The sequence below is a fragment of the Paenibacillus sp. FSL M8-0142 genome, assembly GCF_038597315.1.
Classification (GTDB): domain Bacteria; phylum Bacillota; class Bacilli; order Paenibacillales; family Paenibacillaceae; genus Paenibacillus_AQ; species Paenibacillus_AQ lactis.
On record NZ_CP152008.1, the window covers coordinates 2,168,598 to 2,195,036 of the forward strand.

General features: G+C 54.6%; 21 protein-coding genes. 12 read left to right on the forward strand and 9 right to left on the reverse strand.

Annotated elements, in window-relative coordinates; genetic code table 11:
- Positions 1-101 precede the first annotated feature (101 nt).
- Positions 102-2,249 carry an Ig-like domain-containing protein gene (locus NSQ46_RS10345; protein WP_342576756.1) on the forward strand — a complete coding sequence of 716 codons (2,148 nt, stop codon included), beginning with the start codon at positions 102-104 and terminating at the stop codon, positions 2,247-2,249.
- 83 nt (positions 2,250-2,332) lie between these two features.
- Here the strand turns inward: NSQ46_RS10345 and NSQ46_RS10350 are convergent, their stop codons facing one another.
- Genes NSQ46_RS10350 through NSQ46_RS10360 form a run of 3 tightly spaced genes read right to left on the reverse strand, consistent with a single transcriptional unit; the run spans position 2,333 to position 6,762 of the window.
- Complete coding sequence (locus NSQ46_RS10350) at positions 2,333-4,000, reverse strand: class I SAM-dependent methyltransferase (RefSeq protein WP_342576757.1); 1,668 nt, start codon at positions 3,998-4,000, stop codon at positions 2,333-2,335.
- 25 nt (positions 4,001-4,025) lie between these two features.
- Positions 4,026-5,642: a glycosyltransferase gene (locus NSQ46_RS10355; protein WP_341342198.1), complete on the reverse strand. Its 1,617-nt coding sequence runs from the start codon at positions 5,640-5,642 to the stop codon at positions 4,026-4,028.
- 25 nt (positions 5,643-5,667) lie between these two features.
- Positions 5,668-6,762, reverse strand: coding sequence for a glycosyltransferase family 2 protein (locus tag NSQ46_RS10360; RefSeq protein ID WP_007133282.1), 1,095 nt, complete (start codon positions 6,760-6,762; stop codon positions 5,668-5,670).
- A 220-nt stretch (positions 6,763-6,982) separates the two neighbouring features.
- On the opposite strand from NSQ46_RS10360, the gene NSQ46_RS10365 reads away from it, so the two are divergent.
- The 7 genes from NSQ46_RS10365 to NSQ46_RS10395 all read left to right on the forward strand — a co-directional run bounded on the left by NSQ46_RS10365 (position 6,983) and on the right by NSQ46_RS10395 (position 14,316).
- A complete protein-coding gene (locus tag NSQ46_RS10365) occupies positions 6,983-7,294 on the forward strand; it encodes a hypothetical protein (protein ID WP_244152812.1) in 312 nt (103 codons plus the stop codon).
- 3 nt (positions 7,295-7,297) lie between these two features.
- On the forward strand, positions 7,298-7,567 hold the full coding sequence (locus tag NSQ46_RS10370; protein WP_007133280.1) for a hypothetical protein: 270 nt from the start codon (positions 7,298-7,300) through the stop codon (positions 7,565-7,567).
- Positions 7,564-7,869 carry a hypothetical protein gene (locus NSQ46_RS10375; protein ID WP_007133279.1) on the forward strand — a complete coding sequence of 102 codons (306 nt, stop codon included), beginning with the start codon at positions 7,564-7,566 and terminating at the stop codon, positions 7,867-7,869. Before NSQ46_RS10370 ends, NSQ46_RS10375 begins: the two co-directional genes overlap by 4 nt.
- A 62-nt stretch (positions 7,870-7,931) precedes the next feature.
- Positions 7,932-11,696: a collagen-like protein gene (locus tag NSQ46_RS10380; protein ID WP_342576758.1), complete on the forward strand. Its 3,765-nt coding sequence runs from the start codon at positions 7,932-7,934 to the stop codon at positions 11,694-11,696.
- Positions 11,697-11,904: 208 nt separating this feature from the next.
- Complete coding sequence (locus tag NSQ46_RS10385) at positions 11,905-12,801, forward strand: PhzF family phenazine biosynthesis isomerase (RefSeq protein WP_040740083.1); 897 nt, start codon at positions 11,905-11,907, stop codon at positions 12,799-12,801.
- A gap of 41 nt (positions 12,802-12,842) precedes the next feature.
- Positions 12,843-13,403, forward strand: a complete 561-nt coding sequence (locus tag NSQ46_RS10390) for an STM3941 family protein (RefSeq protein ID WP_342576759.1) — start codon at positions 12,843-12,845, stop codon at positions 13,401-13,403.
- A complete protein-coding gene (locus NSQ46_RS10395; protein ID WP_007132214.1) occupies positions 13,384-14,316 on the forward strand; it encodes an aminoglycoside phosphotransferase family protein in 933 nt (310 codons plus the stop codon). Before NSQ46_RS10390 ends, NSQ46_RS10395 begins: the two co-directional genes overlap by 20 nt.
- Before the next feature lie 276 nt (positions 14,317-14,592).
- On the opposite strand, the gene NSQ46_RS10400 is transcribed toward NSQ46_RS10395, so the two are convergent.
- Positions 14,593-14,871, reverse strand: coding sequence for an excalibur calcium-binding domain-containing protein (locus NSQ46_RS10400; RefSeq protein ID WP_007132213.1), 279 nt, complete (start codon positions 14,869-14,871; stop codon positions 14,593-14,595).
- 187 nt (positions 14,872-15,058) lie between these two features.
- Between NSQ46_RS10400 and NSQ46_RS10405 the strand changes: the two genes are divergently transcribed.
- The 4 genes from NSQ46_RS10405 (at position 15,059) to NSQ46_RS10420 (ending at position 21,785) form a co-directional block, all read left to right on the forward strand.
- A complete protein-coding gene (locus tag NSQ46_RS10405) occupies positions 15,059-18,394 on the forward strand; it encodes a DEAD/DEAH box helicase (RefSeq protein ID WP_340900029.1) in 3,336 nt (1,111 codons plus the stop codon).
- Between the two features lie 107 nt (positions 18,395-18,501).
- Positions 18,502-18,837 (forward strand): potassium channel family protein, encoded by a 336-nt coding sequence (locus NSQ46_RS10410; RefSeq protein WP_007132211.1) that lies wholly within the window; start codon positions 18,502-18,504, stop codon positions 18,835-18,837.
- 230 nt (positions 18,838-19,067) lie between these two features.
- Complete coding sequence (locus NSQ46_RS10415; RefSeq protein WP_210094725.1) at positions 19,068-19,682, forward strand: NUDIX hydrolase; 615 nt, start codon at positions 19,068-19,070, stop codon at positions 19,680-19,682.
- 27 nt (positions 19,683-19,709) lie between these two features.
- Positions 19,710-21,785 carry a penicillin-binding transpeptidase domain-containing protein gene (locus NSQ46_RS10420; RefSeq protein WP_340900030.1) on the forward strand — a complete coding sequence of 692 codons (2,076 nt, stop codon included), beginning with the start codon at positions 19,710-19,712 and terminating at the stop codon, positions 21,783-21,785.
- A 191-nt stretch (positions 21,786-21,976) separates the two neighbouring features.
- Here the strand turns inward: NSQ46_RS10420 and NSQ46_RS10425 are convergent, their stop codons facing one another.
- From NSQ46_RS10425 to NSQ46_RS10445, 5 genes are all read right to left on the reverse strand, one after another.
- Positions 21,977-23,008 carry a glycoside hydrolase family 88 protein gene (locus tag NSQ46_RS10425; RefSeq protein WP_210094807.1) on the reverse strand — a complete coding sequence of 344 codons (1,032 nt, stop codon included), beginning with the start codon at positions 23,006-23,008 and terminating at the stop codon, positions 21,977-21,979.
- Positions 23,009-23,059: 51 nt separating this feature from the next.
- Positions 23,060-23,893: a carbohydrate ABC transporter permease gene (locus tag NSQ46_RS10430; protein ID WP_144870845.1), complete on the reverse strand. Its 834-nt coding sequence runs from the start codon at positions 23,891-23,893 to the stop codon at positions 23,060-23,062.
- Positions 23,894-23,898: 5 nt separating this feature from the next.
- A complete protein-coding gene (locus tag NSQ46_RS10435) occupies positions 23,899-24,798 on the reverse strand; it encodes a sugar ABC transporter permease (RefSeq protein WP_028405385.1) in 900 nt (299 codons plus the stop codon).
- Positions 24,791-24,958 carry a hypothetical protein gene (locus tag NSQ46_RS10440; protein WP_186332934.1) on the reverse strand — a complete coding sequence of 56 codons (168 nt, stop codon included), beginning with the start codon at positions 24,956-24,958 and terminating at the stop codon, positions 24,791-24,793. Before NSQ46_RS10440 ends, NSQ46_RS10435 begins: the two co-directional genes overlap by 8 nt.
- 69 nt (positions 24,959-25,027) lie before the next feature.
- A complete protein-coding gene (locus tag NSQ46_RS10445; protein ID WP_028405384.1) occupies positions 25,028-26,365 on the reverse strand; it encodes an ABC transporter substrate-binding protein in 1,338 nt (445 codons plus the stop codon).
- Positions 26,366-26,439: the final 74 nt, after the last annotated feature.

A 26,439-nucleotide genomic window follows, 5' to 3' on the forward strand; every position in this document is an offset into this window, starting at 1 on the left:
AATTTACCCTCCGAAGGTAACGATGAACGCCCGGGCTGTCGATATAACAGATAGACCGGAAAAAAAGCCTTGCCCAGGCTAGGTACAAAGGAGAGAAATAAATGAGCTTACACAGAAAGACAACGAAGCTTGCTTTGGTCGTTGTGATGATGTTGGCGATGGTTTTTCCAACCAGCGTATTCGCCGCCTCCGGGGATGTAACATCCATTGAATTTGATACGAATGAAAGCACCATCCACCTGATCGTAAACGAGACTACGGAGCAGCTCCGGGTGCTGGCCAACATTGAAGGAACGACATCCAAACGCGACGTAACCAATGAAGCGACATGGACCTCCTCCAATACGCGGATCGTCCGGGTAGACGGCGGACTTCTGACACCGCTGGAAAAGGGTTCGGCCCGAATCACGGCCAAATATAAAGGGGCCATCAAGACGATCGAAGTCAATGTCCAGTACGCCATTGATGAACTGAAGCTGGATCAGCCCGACAAAGCCGAGTACAAGCTCGGAACCGAAGGCTTGACGGTCAAAGCGTTGGCCGACGGGACAAATGATGTAACCACAGAAGCCAAATGGACCTCCTCCGACGAGAGCGTCGTGAAGGTGAATAAAGGCGAGCTGACGCTCGAAGGCCTTGGCACGGCGACCATTACGGCAGAGTACAAGGGACTCAAGGCATCATACAGCGTAAAGGTCATCGCTCCTTACCAGAAGCTTTCGATCGTACCAGGTGAAGATCAAGAGCTGTTGGTCGGGGATGCGCCGATTGAACTGAAGGTGTACGCGAAGCAATCCGAAACGGAGAGCGGACTCGGCACGGATGTCACCGATAAGGTCAAGCTGAAATCCTCCAACCCGGCAGTTGCGGACGTGGAGGACGGCAAGCTGAAGCCGGTGGCCTTGGGGAAAGCGACCATTAGCGTCAGCTATCTGGGCACTACCGCCAAGCTTGATGTGTATGTACGCAATCCATATGAAGCGTTGATTCTGGATCAGACTGATTTCGTAAAAAATCCGGTAATGTTTATGAACGAATCGGTGACAATCAAGACACTCGTTCGTAATGCGGCTACCTCTTCGATCGAAGTGAACGGAGAATGGACCTCCTCCAATCCGCTTGCCGTTACGGTAGACCAAGGCGTGCTTACTGCCCGCGCTGCGGGAACTTCCACCATTAAGGTCAGCTATCTTGGCATCAGCAAGGAATTCACCGTCAAGGTACATCCGACCGTGACGAAGTTCGAAGTGGAAGATAGCGATATCGAGCTGCTGAAGGATGAGTCCAAATCTTATCCTAAAGTTACGGGGCTTCTCCTGGATAACGAGAAGAAGGATTTCAGCGGAGAGGTTGTCTGGACTTCCAGTGACGAGAACGTGGTAACGGCAGAGAGCAGCAAGTTCAAGGCAGTCGATGCAGGAACTGCTACCTTGACCGGAAAGATCGGTTCGAAAGAGGTAGCCACGGTTCGCGTTACGGTGAACGAGCGCGTCCTGGTTCTATTGCCTGAAATTGAAGAGTACCAGCTGGTCATCGGCAAAACCGAGGCGCTGCCGAAAGTGAACGCCGTATTTGAAGACGGCGAGGAGAAGGATGTAACCTCCCTGGTTGAATGGTCGCTTACAGGTTCCTCTGCGGCTGCGGTCATCAAGGACGGTACGATTAAAGGCTTGACCAAGGGTTCAACCACGCTGAAAGGAACCTATCTTAACAAGGATGTCAAGATTCCAGTTGCCGTTGAGCAGGAAGTGGTCAAGATCGTTGTAGAGCCGGAAACGATTGAACTTAACATTAAGAAGTCCAAATCGATCAAGGCAACAGGCTATTTCAGCAACGGCAAGACCATCTCGCTTTCATCCAAAATGAACTGGACCTCTTCCGATACATCCATCGTGACGACGTCCAGAACATCGGTTAAAGCGGTGGCCGAAGGAACGGCAACCATTACGGGGGCTTATCAAGGTAAAGAAGTTAAGGTGAAGGTCAATGTCGTGCCGAAGCTGAAGAAATTGACCGCCAGCGACAAGCGGCTGGACCTGAAGCCGGGAGATATCAAGACGGTTACGGTAACCGCTGAGTATGATACGGGTGCGACGGCTAATGTTGCGGATAAGGTCGTATGGACGACAAGCAACGCCAGCGTTGCCAAAGTGACAAACGGACGAATCGAGGCGATTGCCAAAGGAACTGCCCGAATTAAAGGCAAATTCGATTCGAAGACCGTCAGCATTACCGTTTATGTAAAATAAGAGAAAAACAGCAGCCCGCCTCAAACTATGAGGCGGGCTGCTGTTTGTTCTGGCCTGATGTTTGTCATGTCGATACCGTGGTCCTAAAGCGCCGGACGGCTCACTGCGCAAGAGCTGCGTGCCGTAATCTGCTCCTCAGTGGCGAAGGCACCGCCGTCTTCGACGCTGCCGATGCTGACTAGGAGGTAGCCGGGGATGCGAGCTTTTTCCTCATTTGAAAGCCCTTGGTACCACTGCTCCAGCCAGTGCTTCACCATCTGGGCACCCTGGATGAAATCAAGGAAGGGAAGGCTCTCGAGGAACCCGATGCTTTCCTCTTGGATCATCGCAATTCCGCTGGCGGCAAACTCCTCCTTAAGGGAGGATACCGGAAATTCGTCCCCGTACATCCAGGTTCCGAGCTGCTCGGCAGCTTCTTTGCCTGCTCGGTATGGCAAGCATTCGGCATAAGGGGTGAGCACGAGAATCGTGCCTCCCGGCGCAGTGACCCGCTTCATTTCCTTCAGCATCCTGATGCGATCCTCCATCTGAAAATGCTCAAGCACACCGGCATTCCAAACAAGATGGAAATGTTGATCTGGAAGCTGCAGGTTGCGGATATCCGATACGACGAAGGTGCCGGGAATGTGATCTTTTAAGAATGCGTTCCGACTTTGATAGATCGCTTGCTCGGAATAATCCGCCAACGTGACCTCGGCTCCTTCGGATGCAAGGCGGAGCGAGATTTTCCCGGTGCCTGAGCCTGCTTCGAGAATACGCTTGTTCCGGATTTCTCCGATAACCCCGAGAATCTTATCGTAAATCGTTTGGCTGAGCGAATCCCAATGATACGACACTTCCTGTGTCCACAGCTGATCCCAAACCCGCTTCTGCCTGTCGATCTCTGGCATCGATTCTGCCTCCTCTTCATGAACCGGCGTATATTTAACGAACAGACGCCGAAACTCCTCCGATCCGCCATGAATATCCGCCAAATGCTTCCATCTGTAGGCGCCGTACTGATGAACCAGTCCTTCTTCATTTTTAGAAAAATCGGTTTCCCTTCCGGATAGTGACATCCGCTGGGCCATCGTGGCGTGGTAGACCCATGACTCCAGACAGCATTTCGGCCTCCAACCGGTTCGGGTTCCCATGTAATAGAGCATGCCAAGAAGCAGAGAATCATCCTCGTATCCTTGCTTGCCGGGCAGAAAGCGGGGGTCATAGCCGCCAATCTCCCGTAATGTCGCCGCATGATGCACAACCGGGTGCACGAAGCCTTCCATCACATCGCCTCGCGAAATCTGCTGCAGGGTTTCGATCAGCTTCCCGGAAGTTTCCGGCAGTTGAATGAATGTTCGAAGAGGCTGAAGCTCACCGCTCGACGTAACGATGCCGGGCGAAACCATCGGCTCGCCGGTACGGACAAGGTAGCGGATCAACGGCTCGCACCAGCCGGGAGGGAACAACATATCGATATGAATTTCGGATATATAACCGACATCCGGATATTCCTGCCAAATAAACTCGAAGCAGGATTGTCTTGCCCGGACGATGCCGGCGTTCGAGCCGTCGCCCAGGATTACGGGTGCATGGCCAAGGCGCTGCATCCATCGCCGAAGCTCCTCGTTGGAGAGGCAGCCTTGGTTATAGACAACGATGCCTTCATCGACGGAAATGCGCAGGCTGCGTAAAGCGAGCTCTGCCATCTCCAAATCTTCCTCGCGCGAGTCGGTGCGAACGAAAAACGGCAGCGTATGAATCAGTTTCATATCTCATCGCTTCCTTCTATGGTATCTATGATTCGGACCATTCAATAAGCGTTGGCGCTTCATCCAGAATGGATTCGTATTGGGCCCTCCACCCATAGCGCGCCTCCGGATCGAGACTCTGGTAGCGGCGGAGCTTGTTCAGCCTGTCCTCCGGCTTCGCCCATCCGTAATGCTGAAGGCGGACAGAGGACAGCTGATGCGGCAGGTCCAGAATGTTAGCCGGATAGCGGCCGCAATGCTGCGCGGTTTCCTTCCATTCATAGTGAAAATCCGGCCGGTAACGCACCAGGAACGGCCGGTAATAATGATGGGATCGCCAGCATTCGTCTTCCCGGTAATGGCTGTTGCTCCACATATCATAAAGCCGGAAGCAGAACACATCATAGACGGATTGACGTAACATCTTCGGCAGTTCTTTGGCAAAGCACGGCTCAAACCATTCGTCGGCATCCAGATTCAAAATCCATTCGGGCTGCACCTCCGTCAATGCCTGCCACTGCCGTTTCCGAAGTTCAATCTCGTTATGAAACATGGAGTGCTCATTCACGATCAGACGGCGCGGAATCCCTTTGAGAACCTCAAGACATACTTCAACGGTATTGTCCGTGCTGCCGTCATCAATAATAACCGCTTGATGAATGTACTCGCGGTGCCGCATCAGTGCTTGCCGCAAGTAGCGTTCTTCTTCATTTTTCAGGACCATAGTCAGCGTTAAGGACGGTTGATCCCGGCCGCGGCTAACCAGTACGGGGGAGAAAAGACGGGACCCGGGCAGGCTGGGATCCGACTGAGGAGGCTGAGGAGGGACCTCCTTGTTCAGGTCAGGATCAGCTCCGGTATGCTGCATATAGGCCGCCGCATCGGGAAGATCGCTGTCCCGGTAGACATGAAATGCGGGATAATGCGTATCCACGTACAACGTAAAGCCGAGTGCGGCAGCGCGAATACTGAAGTGCCGGTCCTCTCCCCAGAACGACAAATTATAAATCGGAGCATAATGGACACCGCAGAGAAGGGCCTTCCGGCTGATCAAGGTACAGGCTCCGAGCCCGCCGACTTCATAGATTCCCGGCTCCGTCAGCTGCTGAATGAATGCTTGGTAGCGCTCCTCCTTCTGGGCTTCGTTCAGGACTTCTCCCCGATGCTGAACCCACTGCGTGTACTCGTCCTTGAGCCATACTTGGGGCTGCGGCCTGGCTTCAGGCTGCCACCTCGTCCAGAAAATTTCGGACAGAATATCCTTGTCCGATGCAATTAGATGCTGCAGGGTGGCGGGATGCAGCAGCAAATCAGAATCGAGCAGAAATAGATAATCGAACCGCAGGTCAAGCGCGTATTGAATGATTTTATTTTTGTAGTCCGCGACCTTCCAGATTAACGAATCATTCCAATAATGCGTCGTTTCGTTACGCAGGTACTCGTCCCGGCGGTGGGCAGCTTGAATGATCACGCGCGGGCTTTGCAGTATAAATTCACTTAATTTCAAGCTGGAATCACGATCTGTATTGTCGTCAATGAAATAGTAGCTAATCTCAAGTCGTTCCCGATCAAGCCGGAGCAGCGAATCCAGGAAAAACTTTAAAATTTCCGGCTGCTGCCGGACAGGACTGCCGATCAGAACGCGGATTCGTTTCGTAGTCAATAGCAAGCGCCGCCTTTCTCCTGGCTTATAGGTCGTTTTCGTTTGGGTGCAGCCTGTTGCGGAAATACTCCCGGTTTGCCAGCATCGTGGCATCCTCTGGCCGATAGGACAATGCCTTCTCGTTATGTTCATTGGCCAGCTCGTACTTTCCGATCCGGTCATAGCAGACCGCGAGCTGGAGGTGGGGAAGCCAAGTATGAAAGGAGGCGTTTTGAAACCCCATATGGTCAGCGGGCAACTCAAGCCCGGTTGCAAGTGTATACCAGAAGACCGCGGTGGTGTAATCCCCTTTTTCCAAGAAGCGGTATCCGATGCGGCAGCAAAACTCCGGACGAGGCGCCGCATACTGCAGCGATCTCACCGACGCTTCGAACGATGCCTGAGCGTCGCCGAGCTCATGATGGCAATCTGCCAGCCTGCTGCAGGCTGCCAAAACGTCCTCGATCCAGCCTGATTGGGTCTCTAGAAATTTTTCGTAATATTCAATCGCCTTCCGGAAGTTGCGGTGATCTTTCCATTCATTTGCATAATAGAACAAATCACGCGGTGTGAACGCCTCGCCGGATGCCTCGAGCCTCTTATAGATCCGCAAGTTTCTGCCGGAGTCCGTGTCGATTTCCGAGCTGGCATGGGTAATCGCCACGTCACTGTGAATGATGTTTCCGTACACCTCCAAATACTCATGGACCGCACCGATCCAGCGGTAATCCCGGCTCCGCTTAACCAGACGGTTGCGCCGCAAGCTGAAGGTAACGTTGCCATATTCATCGGTACGCAGGTGATAAAGCATGGTCACAGAATCGGTGCTCGGATCCAGCGTGTCCTTCAAATGGCGGAGCTTTTGTTGATCATTCTCGAGCAGCACGTCGTCTGCATCCAGCCAGAGAATATAGTCTTTGGAGGCCAGACTGAAGGCATAATTCCGGGCGGCTGCAAAGTCGTCGATCCATTCAAAATCGTAGACCCGGTTCGTGAACGAGCGGGCAATGTTTTTGGTGCCATCCCTTGAGCCTGTATCCACAATGACGATTTCGTCCACGATATGCGATACACACGACAGACAGCGGTGAAGGACCTGCTCTTCGTCTTTGACAATCATGCACAGACTGATACTGACCAATCGCCATTCCCTCGCTTCCAACCTTCTTTAAATATTAAAGATATATTCATCTCCGCCAGTGATCTGAACCTGAAGAGATGTGGAACCATGCGATTTCGGGGCAATATCCGCGAATATCGGCGCCTGGCAGCCAATAGGCTAATAATAGATGGGAATGACTCGTCGTTAATCCACCCGTGCGATGCTGACTTCATTCCTCGAAGGGGGTCATATCTTGAGCATGCCGCTTATTCCCGAAGAGAAATTCAGACCGACCAGAGAGCAGGTCATTATCGACTTATTGAAATCCATCGCCATGGAGGAAAATGCTATCGCGCATTTGATGCATGCGGAGGCGGATAAAATAAAAGCCGTTCTTGGGCAGTCCGGCAAGCGGGTCGATATGTCCCGTGCCGACCTCATCAAGCTTGGCAATCAGGCAGCGAAGCTGATGGATGTCATTGTCATGAAGGAGTGGCTGCTTCTCCGCAAGCTAGAGAACGTCATGGAGCTGGGTGGTCAATGGGATGAAGATGATGAGGATGAGGAGTAGCCGATGAAGCATTCAGCGGGCAATGATGCCGAGCTTTTCGTGGTCAAGGAGCTGGTGTCATCGATTGAGGCTGCGGAGGCAGCATTTCGTGAGTATGTTTCGTGCATACAAGCCCTTCGAGCAGGACGGACCAGGAGTCATGAATCGACCAGCCTCAAAGGAAGCGCGGATGGGCATGTCCTCTCCATATACCAATATATTGTTGAAGCTAAAATAGACCTGTGCTGTGCTCTGACGGGCAATACGAAGGGTGACAAAGGGGGATTGGAATGAGCTGGATGGAGCTTTCGTCCGGCATGGACATTTCTGCGGATATCCGACAAAGCGTACTGCGGCTGCTTGCCTCCATCGCTATAGAAGAAATGGCCCTTGCCCATATCATCAACGCGGAGGCTGAGAAGCTGCAGTACATTGCCGGTACGCTGCATCCGGGCTCCAATCCCCCGGGAGATCTATCCTTTCCAGATTACATGGCGGTGCAGGCTTCTGCCAGAAGTCTAATGGAGGAAGTGACGATGCGGGAAATGATGCTGCAGATGAAATTCAATCAGATTGCGGCCTTGTTGAAGGATTAAAGTTAGCGGTATCTTCGATTGTAGGCATTGCTTGCGCGTAATGGAGTGACGGGAGGTGCCGTATGCGGGATGACAGTTCATCGAAAGTCAATCCAAGTGCTGTGCCGGATCGGGAGAAAGCCATTAATCAGCTGCTGACTTCCATCGCAATGGAGGAGCTGGGGTTAAGTCACATCATTCATGCAGAAGGGGAGAAACTGCAGTTTGTGCTGGGCACGATCCCTGGAGTTACAGGGCCTCCCTCATCGATTACGGATGTTCTGAAGGTTAATGAGAGCATCCGGCAGACCATTCAGGAGCTGACCAAGAAGCAGTTGGCGCTGCACAATAAATTAAGTCAGGTGCTGTCGCTGGTTCGTGGCGATCATGCACCATGCGGCTCTTGCAATCCAATGGATCCGAAGGGAGTGACCGGAGCGACAGGCGCAACTGGTTCAACTGGCGTAACCGGAGCTACGGGTGTCACAGGAGCCACAGGTGAGACGGGGCCAACCGGTGCCACAGGCCCGACCGGTGCAACAGGTGTTAGGGGTCCAACAGGTCAAACGGGTGCAACGGGGCCAACTGGCCCAACCGGGTCAGTAGGTGCAGCCGGAGTAACGGGAGCCACCGGAGCAACAGGAGCCACGGGAGCGACAGGCGAGGCTGGTGCAACAGGCGCTACAGGGGCGACAGGTGAGACGGGGCCAACGGGTCCGACCGGGGCGGTAGGAGCAGCCGGAGTGACCGGAGCAACAGGCGCAACGGGAGCGACAGGCGAGACTGGAACAACAGGCGCCACGGGGGCGACCGGTGAGACGGGACCAACGGGCCCAACCGGGGCAGTAGGTGCAACCGGAATGACGGGAGCCACCGGAGCTACGGGGGCAACAGGTGAGACTGGTGCAACAGGCGCCACAGGGGTGACAGGTGAGACGGGGCCAACGGGTCTGACCGGGGCAGTAGGTGCAGCCGGAGTGACGGGAGCAACGGGAGCGACGGGGGCAACAGGCGAGACTGGAGCAACAGGCGCCACGGGAGTGACAGGCATGACGGGGCCAACGGGTCCGACTGGGGCGGTAGGAGCAACTGGAGCAACAGGCGCCACGGGAGTGACAGGCATGACGGGGCCAACGGGTCCGACTGGGGCGGTAGGAGCAACTGGAGCAACAGGCGCCACAGGGGTGACAGGCGAGACGGGGCCAACGGGCCCAACCGGGGCAGTAGGTGCAGCCGGAGTAACGGGAGCCACCGGAGCAACAGGCGAGACTGGAGCAACAGGTGCCAAGGGGACGACCGGTGAGACGGGACCAACGGGCCCGACCGGGGCAGTAGGTGCAGCCGGAGTGACGGGAGCAACTGGAGCGACGGGGGCAACAGGTGAGACTGGAGCAACAGGAGCTACTGGAGCAACAGGCGCTACGGGGGCGACAGGTGAGACGGGACCAACGGGCCCGACCGGGGCGGTAGGGGCGGCCGGAGTGACCGGAGCCACGGGAGCGACAGGCGAGACTGGAGCAACAGGCGCCACAGGGGTGATGGGCGAGACGGGGCCAACGGGCCCGACCGGAGCGGCGGGAGCAGCCGGAGTGACGGGAGCCACCGGAGCAACAGGCGCAACGGGAGCGACAGGCGAGACTGGAGCAACAGGCGCCACGGGGGCGACCGGTGTGACGGGGCCAACGGGTCCGACCGGAGCGGTAGGAGCAGCCGGAGTGACCGGAGCTACAGGAACCACGGGAGCGACAGGCGAGACTGGAGCAACAGGCGCCACAGGGGTGACAGGCGAGACGGGGCCAACGGGCCCAACCGGGGCAGTAGGTGCAGCCGGAGTAACGGGAGCCACCGGAGCAACAGGCGAGACTGGAGCAACAGGTGCCAAGGGGACGACCGGTGAGACGGGACCAACGGGCCCGACCGGGGCAGTAGGTGCAGCCGGAGTGACGGGAGCAACTGGAGCGACGGGGGCAACAGGTGAGACTGGAGCAACAGGAGCTACTGGAGCAACAGGCGCTACGGGGGCGACAGGTGAGACGGGACCAACGGGCCCGACCGGGGCGGTAGGGGCGGCCGGAGTGACCGGAGCCACGGGAGCGACAGGCGAGACTGGAGCAACAGGCGCCACAGGGGTGATGGGCGAGACGGGGCCAACGGGCCCGACCGGAGCGGCGGGAGCAGCCGGAGTGACGGGAGCCACCGGAGCAACAGGCGCAACGGGAGCGACAGGCGAGACTGGAGCAACAGGCGCCACGGGGGCGACCGGTGTGACGGGGCCAACGGGTCCGACCGGAGCGGTAGGAGCAGCCGGAGTGACCGGAGCTACAGGAACCACGGGAGCGACAGGCGAGACTGGAGCAACAGGCGCCACTGGAGTGACAGGCGAGACAGGGCCAACGGGCCCGACCGGGGCAGTAGGTGCAGCCGGAGTGACGGGAGCAACTGGAGCAACAGGCGCTACGGGAGTGACAGGCGAGACTTGTGCAACAGGCGCCACGGGGGGGATAGGTGAGACGGGACCAACGGGCCCGACTGGGGCGGTAGGAGCAGCCGGAGTGACGGGAGCTACAGGAGCCACGGGGGCAACAGGTGAGACTGGTGCAACAGGCGCCACAGGGGTGACAGGTGAGACGGGGCCAACGGGTCCGACCGGGGCATTAGGAGCAGCCGGAGTGACGGGAGCAACGGGAGCGACGGGGGCAACAGGAGAGACTGGAGCAACAGGCGCCACGGGAGTGACGGGCGTGACGGGGCCAACGGGTCCGACCGGGGCATTAGGTGCAGCCGGAGTGACGGGAGCGACGGGGGCAACAGGAGAGACTGGAGCAACAGGCGCCACGGGAGTGACGGGCGTGACGGGGCCAACGGGTCCGACTGGGGCGGTAGGAGCAACTGGAGCAACAGGCGCCACAGGGGTGACAGGCGAGACGGGGCCAACGGGTCCGACCGGAGCGACAGGCGAAACCGGAGCAACTGGAGCGACGGGGGCAACAGGCGAGACTGGAGCAACAGGCGCCACGGGGGTGACAGGTGAGACGGGGCCAACGGGCCCGACCGGGGCAGTAGGTGCAGCCGGAGTAACTGGAGCCACCGGAGCAACAGGCGCAACGGGAGCGACAGGCGAGACTGGAGCAACAGGCGCCACGGGGGCGACCGGTGTGACGGGGCCAACGGGTCCGACCGGAGCGGTAGGAGCAGCCGGAGTGACCGGAGCAACAGGAGTGACCGGAGCAACAGGAGCGACCGGAGTAACCGGTGCCACCGGTGCAACAGGGGCAACTGGTGCCACGGGGCTTACGGGCCCTAGTCTCGCAGAGACTGGTTTTTCGGCATTTTTGCCGACACTTAGTTTAACGACATCCTCACAGCTAACAAACTGGACAGTGACATCACCATACTATACGGATGCAGCCTTCAATCCAGTGACGGGGAATTTCACCGTTCCGGTAACGGGCAGATATGCGATCAAGGCAACCATAAACTATTCGACAACCACAGCCCTCACGGTTTCCCTTGGCGCTGGCGTGAATCCGGCCTTTGTGGCTCGGCGGACTTCACCGGTAACAACGAACCTGATTAGCGGCCTGTTTCCCGTCTTGAATGTCAACGTCGCCCTTGTGCTGACACTTCGGGCCGTACTCGGCAGCGGGGATGTTGCGTTAGCCGGGGACGTACAATTGAATGCCGGTGACGTGGTAGGACTGTTTTACGATGCTAACGGCCTTAACATTTCGTTGAACCTGGGCGGGGCGAACTCTGCAGGCATAGTGTGGTCGATGTTCGGCTCACCTAAGTTAACGGCTTGTTCAGGGCAGCATGTGTGCTTTCGGGCATCATGCTGCCCATTTTGATGCTTTGAAAGCCTTCATAGGATGGGATTTTATCCGATCTCTCGTTTTATACTGTGTCCCGGGTTGTGGCCCATTAGACTGTCATGGAACCTACCTCAACAATTAAAACGGATTTTGTCCTGGATTTACGGAAGGTGGAGTGATAAGATTTTCTCAAATTGTATCCATGCGATCTCATCGTCCGTGATGAGAGAAAGTGGGGGGAGCGATGAACATGGTGACCGTGTTTCAGTATGATGCGTTTTCGATCGTGCCCGACAAGGGGAATCCTGCCGGAGTCGTGCTTGATGCGGATCATTTGACGGAGGAAGACATGCTGAAAATTGCCAAACAGGTCGGATTCAATGAAACGACGTTTGTCATGCATTCGGATCAGGCGGATATTCGGCTGCGTTATTTTACGCCTGGTCATGAGATGAATCTATGCGGGCATGCGACGATGGCATCCATGTATGCACTCAAGACGAGAGGATTGCTGGATGCGAAGGATACGTATACGATCGAGACGAAGACGGGCGTACTGCCGGTCAGATTCGAAAATAACGACGTGCAGCCTAGCATCACGATGAAGCAGGATTCTCCGCAGTTTGTCGAATTTGAAGGCGATGTGGACTTGCTGGCCTCAGCGATCGGATTGCATCGTGACGAGCTTGATCTGACGAAGCCGATTGTATACGGCAGTACCGGAATCTGGACGTTGTTGATTCCCGTGAAGAAGCTGGACAGCTTCAGCCGGATGATTCCCGACAACCGCAAATTTCCGGAGATTTTAACGCAGAATCCCAAAGCTTCCCTGCATCCGTTCTGCATGGAAACGATAGATCCGTCAGCCCTGATGCATGCCAGACATTTCTCGTCCCCATATTCCGGCACCATCGAAGATCCTGTTACCGGAACCGCATCGGGTGTTATGGGCGCCTACTATCTAACCTACATACAGCCTGAATGGCCTTCCATACAGATGATGGTTGAGCAGGGACAGGAGATCGGCAAAAATGGACGGGTCCAGGTTACGGTTGACCGCGAATTTGGGAAAATGGAGGTATACATAACGGGAACGGCGGTATTCGTGCGGGAATTTGAAGTGGATCCGGCGAAGGAGTAGACAATCCTATATGATTTAAAGCTATAAGGAGTGTAAAACAGGTGCACAGACAAGAAGAAATCCATATTAAACCCAAAGTAACCAAAATTTTGTTAGGCTCTCTCTTCTTCGTTGCGCTCGGAATCTTTATGCTATATGCCGGCTTAGCGGATCGTTTAATTGTTCTGGTGATCGCTGGATTCATCTGTACCGTATTTTTCGGAGCGATGCTGGTCTTTTCCACGAGTAAGCTTGTGCAGCGTAAACCGGCGCTGGTTATCAATGATGAGGGAATTATCGATCGTCCCTCCTATGTAAGCGTTGGGGCGATTCCATGGAATGAGATTAAAAGCATCGATATTTACCAAGTCATGAATGAGCGGTTTATTGGAATCGAGGTGCATCATCCGGATGAGATCCTGGCTAGGTTGCCTGAGTGGAAACAGAAGCTGATGAGAATGAATAAAAGGATGACGAATGCAACCGTCCATCTTTCGGCCTCCGGACTTTCCTGCAATTTGAATGAGTTGTTTCTAACGCTATACCGGAGGTGGAAGATCTCCAAAAATGACGATATCACCGAAATGACGGAGGTTGTGAACCATGAAGAGCTTCAAGCCTGAGATGGATACGGATACAGCCATAAGCCATCTCCGGGCAATTGAGGGTGAGCATATAACGAACGTTAGTCCCATCGAGATGGGGGAGCTCAGCAGGGTATTCCGTTATGAAAAAGACGGCAAAGCGTATGTCATTCATTTCAAGGATAATCGCGACAGTCTGGAGAAAGAACGATGGATCCATGATCGGTATGGGGCTGTATATGGCTTGCCCGTCCCGAAGGTATACAAGATCGGAAACGCAGGCGCCATCCATTTTTCAATCTCGGATCAAATGCCGGGGGTGCCTATCAGCACGCTTCAGCCGGCTTCCATCCGTCAAGTCATTCCCAGTCTGATCGAGCAGTATATTCGCCTTCACCGGATTACGGTAGGCGATAACAGCGAAGGCTACGGCTGGTTCACGCCTGAGGGCAAAGCAGCGCATGGCACGTGGACCGATTACCTCAAGGCTACCTTCGCCAAGGACCAGGGAGGATTTTACGATGGCTGGACCGATCTGTTTGACAGCAGCTTTTTGGAGAAGGACCTTTTTTACCGCTTGTATGAAAAGATGGTAGAGCTTGCTGCATTTGCGCCGAAAGAGCGCTATCTCGTGCATGGGGATTTTCATTTGGGCAATATGCTGGCGGCAGAGGACCAATTATCCGGAATTGTGGACTGGGAAATGGCGATGTACGGCGATTTCATGTTCGATGTTGCGGTCATGGATTTATGGGCGCCTCAGCTTGAGTTTCCCAAACGTTTGAAGATGGCAGTCGAGCAACAAGGTGACGACATTCCGCATTTCCGGGAACGACTGCTCTGTTACCAATTATTCAAGGGAATCGACGGGCTTCGATTCTATGCCAAGAAGGACCATGAACCCAGCTATCGGTTTATGAAAGAGCGTATCATGTCGCTGCTCTCTGAATAGTGAGTATCCCGGAATCTGATCGGCAAATGTCTCCTCATCTTGTACCGAACTCTCGGTCATGTCCAAGCAGGCGTTATCCCGGACTTTGCCATTTCGTCGGCAAGCTGGATGAAACGGTGCTGTACTCTAAGCGTCTATAGGAGGATGCTCCGATAGAACTAAAAAACCTGCCGACTACGGCAGGTTTTTTAGTTTCGTTTTCTTTTGTTTTCTAGCGGGTACGAGTTTAATCCATTGAACTTGACCATTGAACTTAGCCCAATGCAGCTTATCCGATTATCGCTCGCAAGCGATCTTATCCTTGTCACGATCCCTGGCTGTGTTGGCGTCATACAGCGCTTTGGATACATAAGGCTTGTATTTCGTCTTGCCGCCTTTGTTCTTGACGGATGCGGACCGGGCAACGCCTCCAGGGTAATCTTTATTCATCTCTTTGCAGTTTTTGTATTTTTTCACTTCGGTGGATTTGGCGTCTGCAATATCAGTGCTGGTATGACCCAGTGCAAGAGTAGTGAGCAGAGCAAGCGAGAGCAGAACGGTTATCTTTTTCTTCATGACAATCGAACTCCTTTATGTATCAATCCATTATTGATTATTTCATCCTTATCATAGTAGGTGCTTCCAAATATATCAATATGCAGGTGCATGTACCGGTGTAGTATTCTGAGACGAGCAAATTCTGACCTTGTTCCGAACGTGGTATACTGTTGTGTAACAAGCGAGAAAGAAAGGGATTGGACGGATGAGCAACCGGTTGACGGAACGAATCATTAAACAGTGGTGCGGAAAAGCCTCCTATGAGAAGGGGCATCAACTATACCGGGGCGGCAGAGTTCACATGCTGAAGCGGGACCTCGATAACCGGATATATGATGCGGAGGTCGCGGATCGAACATCCGGGATCGTCCGGATACGGATCGATGAAGAAGGAGATATCATTGCGGAATGCAGCTGCGGCTTCCATCATTCAACGTCGCATCGATGCGGTCACATGGCAGCCGTGCTGCTGACAATCCAGGAACTGGAGCAACCAAGTGAAGGTGACGAACGGAAGTACCCATCCCTGCTGCATGGTACGAAGCCTGGAGAAGAAGAGAACGGGCTGCTAACCCCGCGAGCTAAGGGCAATTCGTTCATGCCGGCGGACGATTGGGAGATGGATCCCCAGATCGGCAATCGGCTGCTCGGTCTGTTCGCCGATCCGGGGTATCGGTATTCCAGTGCTGCCTCACGTTTTGACACAAGGGAGATCTTGCAGACGGAATTTATCTTAAAGCTGATTCCATTTAGCAGCGGAAAGAATCGGTTGGGCATCGAAATGAGAGTCGGCCAGAAGCGGCTGTATGCGGTGCACCGGATTCGTGATTTTCTGGAATGCGTTAGAAGACTGGAGCCGTGCACGTTTACAAAGAACTTCACCTATGATCCGGAGCGGCATGGATTTAAGAAGGAGGATGACGACCTGCTTCAGGAGCTGATCCGTATTTACGACCATGAACGAATGGTTCAGCAGACCTTCGGCTTTTACAGTCCCCCTGGCAAAAAGGCCGGGAGTGAGCGGATGCTCTTCATCCCGCCCTCGTTCTGGCCAAAGATCAAAGCGCTGGCGGCTGCGTCCGGAAGCTGTCTGCTGTCGGTCGACGGGATCCTGACGGACAAGCTGCAAGCATACCAGGAGCCGCTCCCGATCCGGTTTGAAGTGGAACCGTCCGGAGATACGCAATATGTGATGTATGTTCAGGGGCTGGACCGTCTGCAGATTCTGGAGGAATACGGAGCCGCCGTCGTTGACGGGAAGCTTGCCGAGCTTACGCCCCAAGATGGGGCCAGGCTATCCGAGATGAAAGAACTGCTCGAGCGGACGTATCCGCCTGCTGTGCCGATATCGGGGGGCATCATGGAATCCATGATGGAGAAGGTAATTCCCGGGCTTATGAAGCTCGGAAGCGTGCATATTGCAAAGGCCGTGTCCGACAAAATGATTCGCTCCCCGCTCAAAGCCAAGCTGTACCTTGATCGGGTAAAAGGACGCTTGCTGGCCGGCCTGGATTTTCAATACGGCGATATCGTAATCAATCCCCTCGACGGAAACCGTGCAGCGCACGACGGCAGTGCCATTCTCGTCCGGGACGGAGAACGGGAACAGCGGATCCTGCGCCTCATGGAGGAGGCGGATTTCGCCAAAACGGACGGCGGATACTATATGAACGACGAGGATGCCGAATTTGAATTTCTGCACCATATCGTTCCCGAGCTGGAGAAGCTGCTTACGGTATATGCCACGTCAGCCGTGAAGGAGCGAATATTCCGGGAGCATGCTGCGCCGAAATTGAAAGTGGACATCGATGAGCGGACCGATTGGCTGGAGCTGAAGTTTGAGCTTGACGGCATACCGGAATCCGAGATTCGGAGCTTGATCCGCTCGCTTGAGGAGAAACGGAAATACCACCGTCTCCCGAGCGGCGCGCTGATGCCCTTGGAGGGCGAGGCATTGCAGGCGATCATAGCTGCCATGAACCGGTTAGGAGCATGGAGCAGCTATGCGGAGAACGGTACAGCCAGATTGCCGGCCGTTCAAGGACTGCAGCTGCTGGGCTGGGAGAGCGCGTCATCATCAGTACAACTGGGCAAATCGCTCAGACAAATGCTTCAGCATGTCAAACATCCCGATGATCTGGACTTCCCGGTACCGCCAAGCCTCGAGCCGGTCTTGAGAGATTACCAGAAGTATGGATACCAGTGGATGCGCACCTTGGCCCACTACCGGTTCGGCGGAATATTGGCTGATGATATGGGTCTTGGAAAAACGGTCCAGAGCATCGCGTTCGTGCTGTCCCTTCTACCGGAAATTCGAAAGACTGGAGAACCCGTCCTGATCGTGGCCCCGGCTTCTCTGCTTTATAATTGGCAGAGCGAGATTGCCCGGTTCGCGCCGGAGATTCGAGCAGCCGTCATGGACGGCTCCCGGCTTGAACGGAAGAAGCTGATCCGCAGTGAAGGGGAGGCGGATGTATGGATCACCTCGTATCAGCTGCTTCGCATGGACATGGCCGATTATGCAAAACGGATGTTCCACGCCGCGATATTTGACGAAGCCCAAGCCTTTAAGAATGATGCGACGCAGACTGCACAGGCGGTGAAGACGATCAGCAGCCGGTACCGGTTTGCCTTGACCGGCACCCCGATGGAAAATCGGATGGAAGAGCTCTGGTCCATCTATGATGCGGTATTCCCTGCCTTGTTCGGTGGACGAAAGGCTTTTCAGGATTTGCCGAGGGAAACGGTCGCAACACGGATCCGACCTTTCTTGCTGCGGAGGCTGAAGTCGGATGTGCTGAAAGAGCTGCCGGATAAAATCGAGACACTGCAGTCCTCAGCACTCCTCCTGGAGCAGAAGAAGCTGTATACGGCTTATTTGGCCAAGCTAAGACAAGAGACGCTGAAGCATCTCGCCAAGGACGGCTTCCAGAAGAGCCGAATCCGGATATTGGCCGGCTTGACCCGCCTGCGACAAATATGCTGTCACCCTGCATTGTTCGTGGAAGGCTATGAGGGCAGCTCCGCGAAGTTCGAGCAGCTGCTGGAGACGCTCGCCGAATGCCTCCATGCGGGAAGACGCGTCCTCGTCTTCTCGCAGTTCACCACTATGTTGAAGCTGATCAGCCAGGAGCTGGGACGGCGCGGGGTGCCGTTCTTTTACCTCGATGGACAGACCCCACCGGCCGAGCGGGCCTCGCTGTGCAGCCGTTTCAACGAAGGCGAGCGCGAGATTTTTCTGATCTCCTTGAAGGCCGGGGGAACAGGGCTTAATCTGACTGGAGCGGATACGGTGATCCTCTATGATCTGTGGTGGAATCCGGCGGTTGAGGAACAGGCGGCAGACCGGGCGCACCGGATCGGACAGAAGAAAATCGTTCAGGTGATCCGGATGGTAGCCAGGGATACCATTGAGGATAAGATGATAACCTTGCAGCAGAAGAAAAAGGATCTGATCGACGAGGTCATCCAATCGGGTGAGGATTGGCTCCCGAGCTGGACCGAGGAGGATATCCGGGAGCTGTTGATGCTCCAGCCATAAGATATGGGGGAATGGATCGAGTGCTTCACTGCCGTTCCATGCTGCGATTTTTAGACACGATTTCAGACTAGATTCCTACAGGGAAAAAATAAGGCGGTTAACCGAACATGATTTCATTTCTGCTAACATTAAAACGGCTGCTCAAGGGGCTGGTTCATGCGTTCAAGCAGCGCAATTTCGTTGCATTGTTTGTCCTGATCGTCATCATGCTGATCTCGGGGACGATGTTCTATACAAAGCAAGAGGGCTTGTCCGTGCTGGACGCACTGTATTTCTGCGTTGCTACGCTGAGCACGGTCGGCCACCCCGACTTTGCTCCGCAAACTTCACTCGGAAAGGTGTTTACGATGATCTATATCGTCGTTGGAACCGGCTTGTTCCTCGGGATGGTCGGCCATCTTGCCTATGCTTTGATCAAGAGCACGCAAAAAGAAGAGAAGTAACACTCAGACGGCCTCGAACGAGGGATCTGAACCGGGCTCCGCCTAAGGGTTGCAACGACCCGAGCATGGCGGAGCCTTTTTCATTTTTTTAGGGAGACTTGCTCTATAGTTCATCATATATTTCCGAGAAAATATGGTATAATTGGATGGTTACGGTCTTCCATTATGTCCCAAATTTGATTGAGAGCGGTTCCGGGGACACAAGTTCATGAAAAAGGAATGAGACAAGCATGCTGAAATGGTTGGAGTGGGTAAAGGAAATACAAGCGATCAGCCAAGCTGGCCTCGCCTATACCAAGGATGTTTACGACCAAGAACGGTTCGAGCAGCTGAGAGCGCTCAGCATATCGATTATGCAGGAATATACAGAAGCGGGCGAAGATAAGATCCGCACCTTATTTGCCAGTGAAACGGGATACCAGACGCCGAAGGTGGATGTGCGCGCGGTTATCTTCCAGGACGGGAAGCTGCTGCTCGTTCGGGAGAAAGCCGACGGAGCCTGGGCATTGCCGGGCGGATGGGCGGACATCGGTCTGTCGCCGTCGGAGGTGGCCGTTAAGGAAGTACAGGAGGAGGCGGGTTATGAAGTACGCGCAGTGCGGCTGCTGGCTGTTCTGGATAAAAAATTTCATAGGCATCCGCCGTCGCCTTTTCATGTATATAAAATGTTTATCCAATGCGAAATCACAGGGGGGGCTGCGGGCATCGGCACAGAAACGTCGGCGGTCGGCTTCTTTGAACGTGACGCGCTTCCCCCATTGTCTGAAGAGCGAAATACGGCCGAGCAGCTGGACCGTTTGTTTCGCTATAACAATCATCCCGATCTTCCGGTCTGGATGGATTAACCTTGTCCTGGAAAGGAGAGCAGGAGCATGATCAAGGGATTTCCTCCTTACATGAGCGATCCCGATGAAGGGGACGTGAAGCGTCAATTCAACCGGCGGGTCAATCTGTTCTTTTTCGGCGCTTTCCTCATCTTTTGTATCCTTATCATCCGCATGGCCGTTCTGCAATTCGTGGAGGGCCCTGAGCTTGCTGAAAAGGAGTCCGGGGGGGAGCTGAAAAAATTCACGCTTCAGCCGATCCGGGGAAGCATTATCGATGCCTCCGGCGAGAAGCTGGCTTATTCGACGGGGACTCATACCTTATATATCACGCTGATGAAGGATTATAACAAGAACACGGAGAGGGGGCAGAAGAACCGGCCGGAAATCGAAGCGATGGCGAAGGACATCGCAAAGGTCTTCGCCCAATACGGGGATCCGAAAGGCAAACCGATGACAACCGAAGAGGTGATTGACGCCCTGGATCTGGAGTATACGAAGCAGCACGGCTATGCGCCCAGACGGATCAAATCGGATTTGACGAAGCAGGAGATCGCTCATTTCATGGAGAACCGCTCGCGGTACCCGGGCATTCAGATCGTGGAGGAGAATGTGAGGCATTACGACCCAGACACGGTTGCGGTCCAGACGATCGGGTACCTGAAGAAATTCAAGGGCTCAAAAGATTTCAAGGAATATGCCGAAATCGATGAGGCGAATAAGGGGCAGGACGATCCAGGATTGATCTACAACGAAGAGGATTGGGTTGGCTATGACGGACTTGAGCGGATGTTTCAGAAAGAGCTGCGCGGCAAAAGCGGGTATATCAGCATTCCGATTAATCCGCAGAACATGGTGGACGGCGTCCCGTCCATGGCAGCCCCGGAGAAAGGGCTCGATGTCCATACGACGATTCATAAGGATATCCAGCTTGCGGCTGAGGAAGCCATTACCGAGCGGTTGCAGTATCTTCGTACCCATCTGATCTCCGGGAAGTATCATCGGGATGCGCTGACCGGTTATGCCGTCGCTATGGAGGTGGACACTGGCAACGTCGTGGCGATGGCCAGCATCCCGGATTATGACCCTAACATATGGGGGAGCGGGGATAAAATCACCCAGGAGGTCGTCAACTCTTCCGGTAACGGGACGATAACGATCTTCGGCTCGGGCCGGTCGGGCAATGGATTTGAATCGATGATCTATCTCGGATCGGTCATCAAGCCGCTGACGGTGCTGATCGGGCTCAATGAAGGCCTGTTCACGCCATACGATACGTACCCGGACCAGGGCTATGCCTTGATCGGCAAAGAGGGCAGTGAAACGCCGATCCGAAACGCCGGCGGTCATGTGATTGGCCGGATCCGGCCGGACCAAGCGATTCAGACCTCGTCCAATGCCTTTATGATCGATCAGGTCGGGGAGAAGCTGTATGACAAATACGGCGGTGATAAAGCCGTTAAAGTATGGGATCAGTATATGAAGCGGTTCGGACTCGGCGTTGTCACCGGCAGCGGATTGCCCCTTGAGAATGAAGGGAGGGCGGAATACCTCAATAAGGAAGCTGCAGGCAGCAATCTCGCTGCGCTGGCTTATGCCTCCTTCGGCCAAATGGGTAAATATACGCCGCTGCAGCTGGCCCAATACACGGTGATGCTGGCTAATGAAGGGAAGCGGATCAAGCCGCAGCTCGTGAGCAAGATCACCGACCAGAACGGGAACATTGTCAAGGAATTCGGCAGGGAAGTAATCGACGAAGTCAAGCTTCCGCAGGAATACTGGCAGGTTATCAAGCGAGGCATGAATACGCAGGGGATTGCCGGGTTTGAAGGCTTCCCGTACGACTTTGCCCGCAAAACCGGCACGTCCGAGCAGGATTCACCGGCAGGGAGAAAGGACAATGGCGTGTTCATCGCGTTTGCTCCCCGAGAGAAGCCGAAGCTGGCGGTCGTGGTTGTCATCCCTGAAGGCGGCTTTGGCTCTCAAAGCGCCGCACCGGTCGCACGCAAAATCTTCGATGCCTATGACGAGGTGTATGGCCTTGACGGGACGCCGCATCCGAAGCAGAAGGCGGAAGAAGGCAAGGCTGAACAGGGTGAGCAGGAGGAGAATCAAGGCGAGTAACAACACGAGTAACAATCACGAATAACAGGACGAATAACAACACGAATAACAAGATAAGTAAGTCGAGTAACTAGATCCGGGTTCAGTAGTATAGCTATTATTATTATTTCGAATAATTTTGAGCTAAAAGAAACAGGCTGCCTTCAAGAGAACACTCATCGTTCCCTGTACGGCAGCCTTTCTTGTATCTACTAATACGGATTATTCTTGACCTTGAGCACTTCGGCCAGAAATGCCAGCGTCAATCCTTGTCCCCACCCCTGAATTCGCTTGTCGGGCACGCCTATATAACCAGCAGCATTTTTCATGACGGCCGTTCCGGCCGAAACGCCGGTTACGGTCCCATCCTCGGTAATTTTGGTCAGGATGCCGTCGATCGATTTCTGGGTGTATTTATTGTAGATGCGCCCCTTGGTCAGCAATGCGGTTGCGATCCCCGCCGATCCCGACGTTTCCAGCGGCGACTGCGGATCCGTCGTAATGGTGTGCCACAGCCCGGATTCATGCTGCAGCCGTACGAGCGAGCTCAGCTGATCCCGAAGCGAGCCTTCAATGATCATGAAGGAAGGGTGCGTAACCGGTACGAGCTCCAATGCGCGCGCCATCGTAAGGGCGGCCCAGGCATTGCCGCGGCACCAAAATACCCCCGACATATGATTGCCGGCAATATTGTCCCAGCCATGATAGTACAGATTCGTCACCGGATCCTGCAGACAATTCTCATGGCCGTGGTACTGCCGCAGCCCGTCCTCGAAGTAATCGTCACGGCCGAGCAGCGCTCCAATGCGCAGCAGGAAGTAACCGGCCATGAACATCGTGTCCACCCATGCCTGCTCAGGGAAGTTATAGGCTTCGGAGTTGACGGTGTGCTGAAAGATCCCTTCTCCGAATCGAACGGCATCGTGAGTGAGGTATTCGGCCATCTCCTTGGCCGTTTCGATATAACGCTCATCGCCGTAGACGTTATACAGCGTTAAGAGGGAATGTCCGATCGAGACGCCGTTCACAGACAGCTTTGGCAGACCATCCTCCATATTTTCGTCGACCCATGTCTTCAGCTGCTCCAGATATTCCATTTTGCCCGTCGCTTCATACGCCTCGCAAACGCCGTAAAACGCAACCCCGCCGGGCCAATCCCAGCTGAAGTCCATGCGGAAGGTCCGCTCCACCACCTTATCCATGACTTGCCCGATATACTGTTCATCAAATACGAGTGCCGGCATAGCTGCAGCTCCTTTCATATTAAGCCTCCTTAAGAGGGAGAAATTTGGGGATTAACCTTTCAAGCCTGTTGTGCTGATCCCTTCGACGATATATTTTTGGAAGATGAAAAATACGATCACGACCGGCAGCAGCGACAGGGTGGCCATGGCAAACATTCCGCCCCAGTTGTTGAGCGATTCCCCATCGAGGAACAGCTTGAGCGCCAACGACACCGGGTATTTCTCCGGCTGGTTCAGGTAGATCAGCGGGTTGATGAAATCATCCCATCTCCAGTAAAAGGAGAAGATGGAACACGTGATCAAGGCCGGAACGATCAAGGGCACAACGACCCGGATGAAGATGCCGTACTTGCTGCAGCCGTCGATCCTTGCGGCTTCATCGAGCTCCCGCGGGATCGTGCGGATAAACTGCATAATCAGAAAGATGAAGAACGGAACCCCGAAGAAATGGGGGACGATCAGCGGCTTGAACGTCGAGATCCAGCCGAAATTGGCGAACATCACGTACTGCGGGACGATGACGACGTCATGCGGCAGCATCATGGTGATCATCATGCAGGCGAACCAAAATTTTTGACCGAAAAACCTTGTCCTAGCCAGACCAAAAGCCACTAATGCGGAAGATACGACGGCACCGATCGTTGAGATGATGACGATAATGAAGGAATTCTTGAAGAAGGTCCCGAAGGTCGTTCCGGCAAATCCCTTCCAGCCTGTTGCATAGTTCGAGAATTCGAGCTTGTTGGGAATGAGACTGTAGGCGGTCGTAAAGATTTCGTGATTGGGCTTCAGCGAGCTGGCGGCGAGCCACAGGATCGGATAGGTCATGCACAGGGCGAACAGCCCGACCAGTGTATGATACAGAATGCGTCCGGATTTGGTCATAGCCGTCAGTCTCCTTTCGATTCGTAATGAACCCAGCGGGTGGAAGATCTGAAGATGAGCAGGGTAAGGACGCCGACAATGACGAGCATGACCCAGGCAAGCGCCGATGCGTAGCCCATTTCAAAATGCGAAAAGGCTTTGCGGTACAGGTAAAGCGAGTACAGCAGCGTCTGATCCAGCGGACCGCCTTCACCGCGCGAGATGATATAAGCGGGGGTGAAGGTCAGGAAGGCGGAGATGGTCTGCAGCGTCAGATTGAACAAAATGATCGGGCTCAGCAGCGGGAGCGTAATCTTGAAGAATCGGTGCACGGCATTTGCGCCGTCGACGCTGGCCGCTTCGTAATAATCCTTCGGAATGTTCTTGAGTCCGGCAAGGAAAATAATCATCGATGAGCCGAACTGCCAGACCGACAAGGCGATGAGTGTCCACAGCGCCGTGCTCGGATTGCCGATCCAGGATGTGCTGGATTCGATGCCGAAGAGCGAGAGGGCGGAGTTGACGAGCCCTTGGTCGCCGAAGATTTGCTGCCACATAATCGCGACCGCGACGCTGCCGCCGATCAGGGACGGCAGGTAAAAGGCCGAGCGGTACAGCCCGACCGCCTTGGTCGCCGTATTCAGGATCATTGCCACGAAGAGTGCAAAGATAAGCCGAAGCGGGACGCTGGCGAATACGTATGTAAAGGTCACCTGAAACGATTTTCCGATTTTATCGTCCTCCGTGAACATCCGCTCATAATTGCCGAGGCCGAGCCAGCTTGGCGCCTCCATCAGGTTATAGTTGGTGAACGAATAGTAGAGGGACGACAGGATCGGATACAGCGTAAAGATCAGAAAGCCAAGAACGAACGGAGCGGAGAATACGTATCCGGTGATATGCTCGTTCTCGCGAAGTCTATTCATCATTTTCAACCCCTCGTCTTTCAAATTTGACAGCGCCCGTCCGGCGGGCGAATTCGCTGGCGGATAGTTCCATTATAGAAAGTCTGACCGAGAGGGCGTTATGAAGAAAACCGTCCATTTTGTTTAAAAACCAGAGGTCCGCCCGGTCCGGTGTCATCATAAAGGCACCCCCTGCCCCGTACCTGACGTACGTTTGAAAGGGGATGCCTCAAGTTAGGTGCATCCGGAACTACTGCTGGGATCTGGCCAGGATCGCATTCGCTTCCTTGCGGAATTCGGCAGCCGCATCCTCCACCGATATTTTCTTGTACAGGATGCGCTCGCTGAGATCGCGAAGCAGCTTCTCGATTTCCACGGCACCGATCGGATTCGGCGGATCGCCAGGGCTGCTGTTCGCCTCGGCCCAGGTGACGTAATCGAATATTTTCGCCTCATTCTCGGAGAGCAGCGGCTTCAGCGCTTCCTTGACTTTAGCGGATACCGGCACGCCACGCTCGCCCTTGATCAGCTTATTTGCCTCGATGTCGTTGATGAAGAAGCTGATGAATTTCGCCGCTTCTTCCTTATGCTTCGACGTCTCCGTGACGGAGAAATACATGGACGGCTTCAGGAAGAGCCCTTCCTTCGTGCCCGGTCCCGGCATCGGATTCAGCTCCAGCGGACGATCGGGAACGAGATTGGCAACGGCGAGAAACTGGTTGGACCAGCCCGTGCCGGAAATGGCGTTGCCAAGCACGATTTCATCCTCCTCCGCGACGCCTTTCTTCTGGGCTTCCTTATCCAACGACAGGATGTACCCATTGTCATACCACTTCTGGTAGCGGGTGAAATAATCGATAAAGGCCTGATCATCGGCATAGCCGATCGTTTTGCCGTCCGCGCTGTACATTTTTTGGCCGATCGTTCTCAGATAATACGGGAAGAAGACGTCATGCCGGTAGGCGAAGCCACCGATGAGAAATCCTTTTTCCTTCGCTTGCGCGCCCATTTTGTCCATGTCGTCCCAGGTCCAGTCCTTGCCGGGAATATCGATGCCGTTCTTCTTCATCGTCTCTACGTCGAATGTCGTCTGGAGTGCGTTGACGCCAAGGTTCATCGCTACCAGCTTGCCGTTGACCTCGCCTCCGCTCAGGGCATTCTCGCTGACGTCCGAAACGTCCAGGACTCCGCTGTCGGTGAACGGCTTCAGATCGGCAAGCTGATTGCGGCCGGCATATTGGTTCAGATAGGAGATGTCCATCTGAATAATGTCCGGAAGACCGCCGGCTACCGCCTGCGGAGCAAGCTTCTTCCAGTAATCGTCGAACGGGGCGTATTCGGGCTCGATGGTGACGTGCGGGTTCTGCTCCTGATACATTTCAATGACCTTCAACGTGTAATCGTGCCGGGACTGTCCGCCCCACCAGGCGATGCGCAGCTTTACCGGCTCCTTCTCGTCGCTGGCGGCTGCGGACGGCGCTGTATCGGTTCCGGCGCTTGCAGGCTGATCGGCCGAATTCCCGCCGGAGCAGCCGATCAGGCTTCCGAGCAAGGAGCACATGAGCACTGCGGTTAACACTTTTCTCATTCCATTTCCTCCCCTTGGTTGATGAACCCATCTGTGACTCGTTTGATAGTGCTTACATTCCCAATTATTATGTG

Bases quoted from the DNA above. Each gene is read 5' to 3' on its own strand.
- NSQ46_RS10345 (WP_342576756.1), top strand. From the start codon at position 102: ATGAGCTTACACAGAAAGACAACGAAGCTTGCTTTGGTCGTTGTGATG.
- NSQ46_RS10350 (WP_342576757.1), bottom strand. From the start codon at position 4,000: ATGAAACTGATTCATACGCTGCCGTTTTTCGTTCGCACCGACTCGCGC.
- NSQ46_RS10365 (WP_244152812.1), top strand. From the start codon at position 6,983: ATGCCGCTTATTCCCGAAGAGAAATTCAGACCGACCAGAGAGCAGGTC.
- NSQ46_RS10370 (WP_007133280.1), top strand. From the start codon at position 7,298: ATGAAGCATTCAGCGGGCAATGATGCCGAGCTTTTCGTGGTCAAGGAG.
- NSQ46_RS10375 (WP_007133279.1), top strand. From the start codon at position 7,564: ATGAGCTGGATGGAGCTTTCGTCCGGCATGGACATTTCTGCGGATATC.
- NSQ46_RS10380 (WP_342576758.1), top strand. From the start codon at position 7,932: ATGCGGGATGACAGTTCATCGAAAGTCAATCCAAGTGCTGTGCCGGAT.
- NSQ46_RS10385 (WP_040740083.1), top strand. From the start codon at position 11,905: ATGAACATGGTGACCGTGTTTCAGTATGATGCGTTTTCGATCGTGCCC.
- NSQ46_RS10395 (WP_007132214.1), top strand. From the start codon at position 13,384: ATGAAGAGCTTCAAGCCTGAGATGGATACGGATACAGCCATAAGCCAT.
- NSQ46_RS10400 (WP_007132213.1), bottom strand. From the start codon at position 14,871: ATGAAGAAAAAGATAACCGTTCTGCTCTCGCTTGCTCTGCTCACTACT.
- NSQ46_RS10405 (WP_340900029.1), top strand. From the start codon at position 15,059: ATGAGCAACCGGTTGACGGAACGAATCATTAAACAGTGGTGCGGAAAA.
- NSQ46_RS10410 (WP_007132211.1), top strand. From the start codon at position 18,502: ATGATTTCATTTCTGCTAACATTAAAACGGCTGCTCAAGGGGCTGGTT.
- NSQ46_RS10415 (WP_210094725.1), top strand. From the start codon at position 19,068: ATGCTGAAATGGTTGGAGTGGGTAAAGGAAATACAAGCGATCAGCCAA.
- NSQ46_RS10420 (WP_340900030.1), top strand. From the start codon at position 19,710: ATGATCAAGGGATTTCCTCCTTACATGAGCGATCCCGATGAAGGGGAC.
- NSQ46_RS10425 (WP_210094807.1), bottom strand. From the start codon at position 23,008: ATGCCGGCACTCGTATTTGATGAACAGTATATCGGGCAAGTCATGGAT.
- NSQ46_RS10430 (WP_144870845.1), bottom strand. From the start codon at position 23,893: ATGACCAAATCCGGACGCATTCTGTATCATACACTGGTCGGGCTGTTC.
- NSQ46_RS10435 (WP_028405385.1), bottom strand. From the start codon at position 24,798: ATGAATAGACTTCGCGAGAACGAGCATATCACCGGATACGTATTCTCC.
- NSQ46_RS10440 (WP_186332934.1), bottom strand. From the start codon at position 24,958: ATGATGACACCGGACCGGGCGGACCTCTGGTTTTTAAACAAAATGGAC.
- NSQ46_RS10445 (WP_028405384.1), bottom strand. From the start codon at position 26,365: ATGAGAAAAGTGTTAACCGCAGTGCTCATGTGCTCCTTGCTCGGAAGC.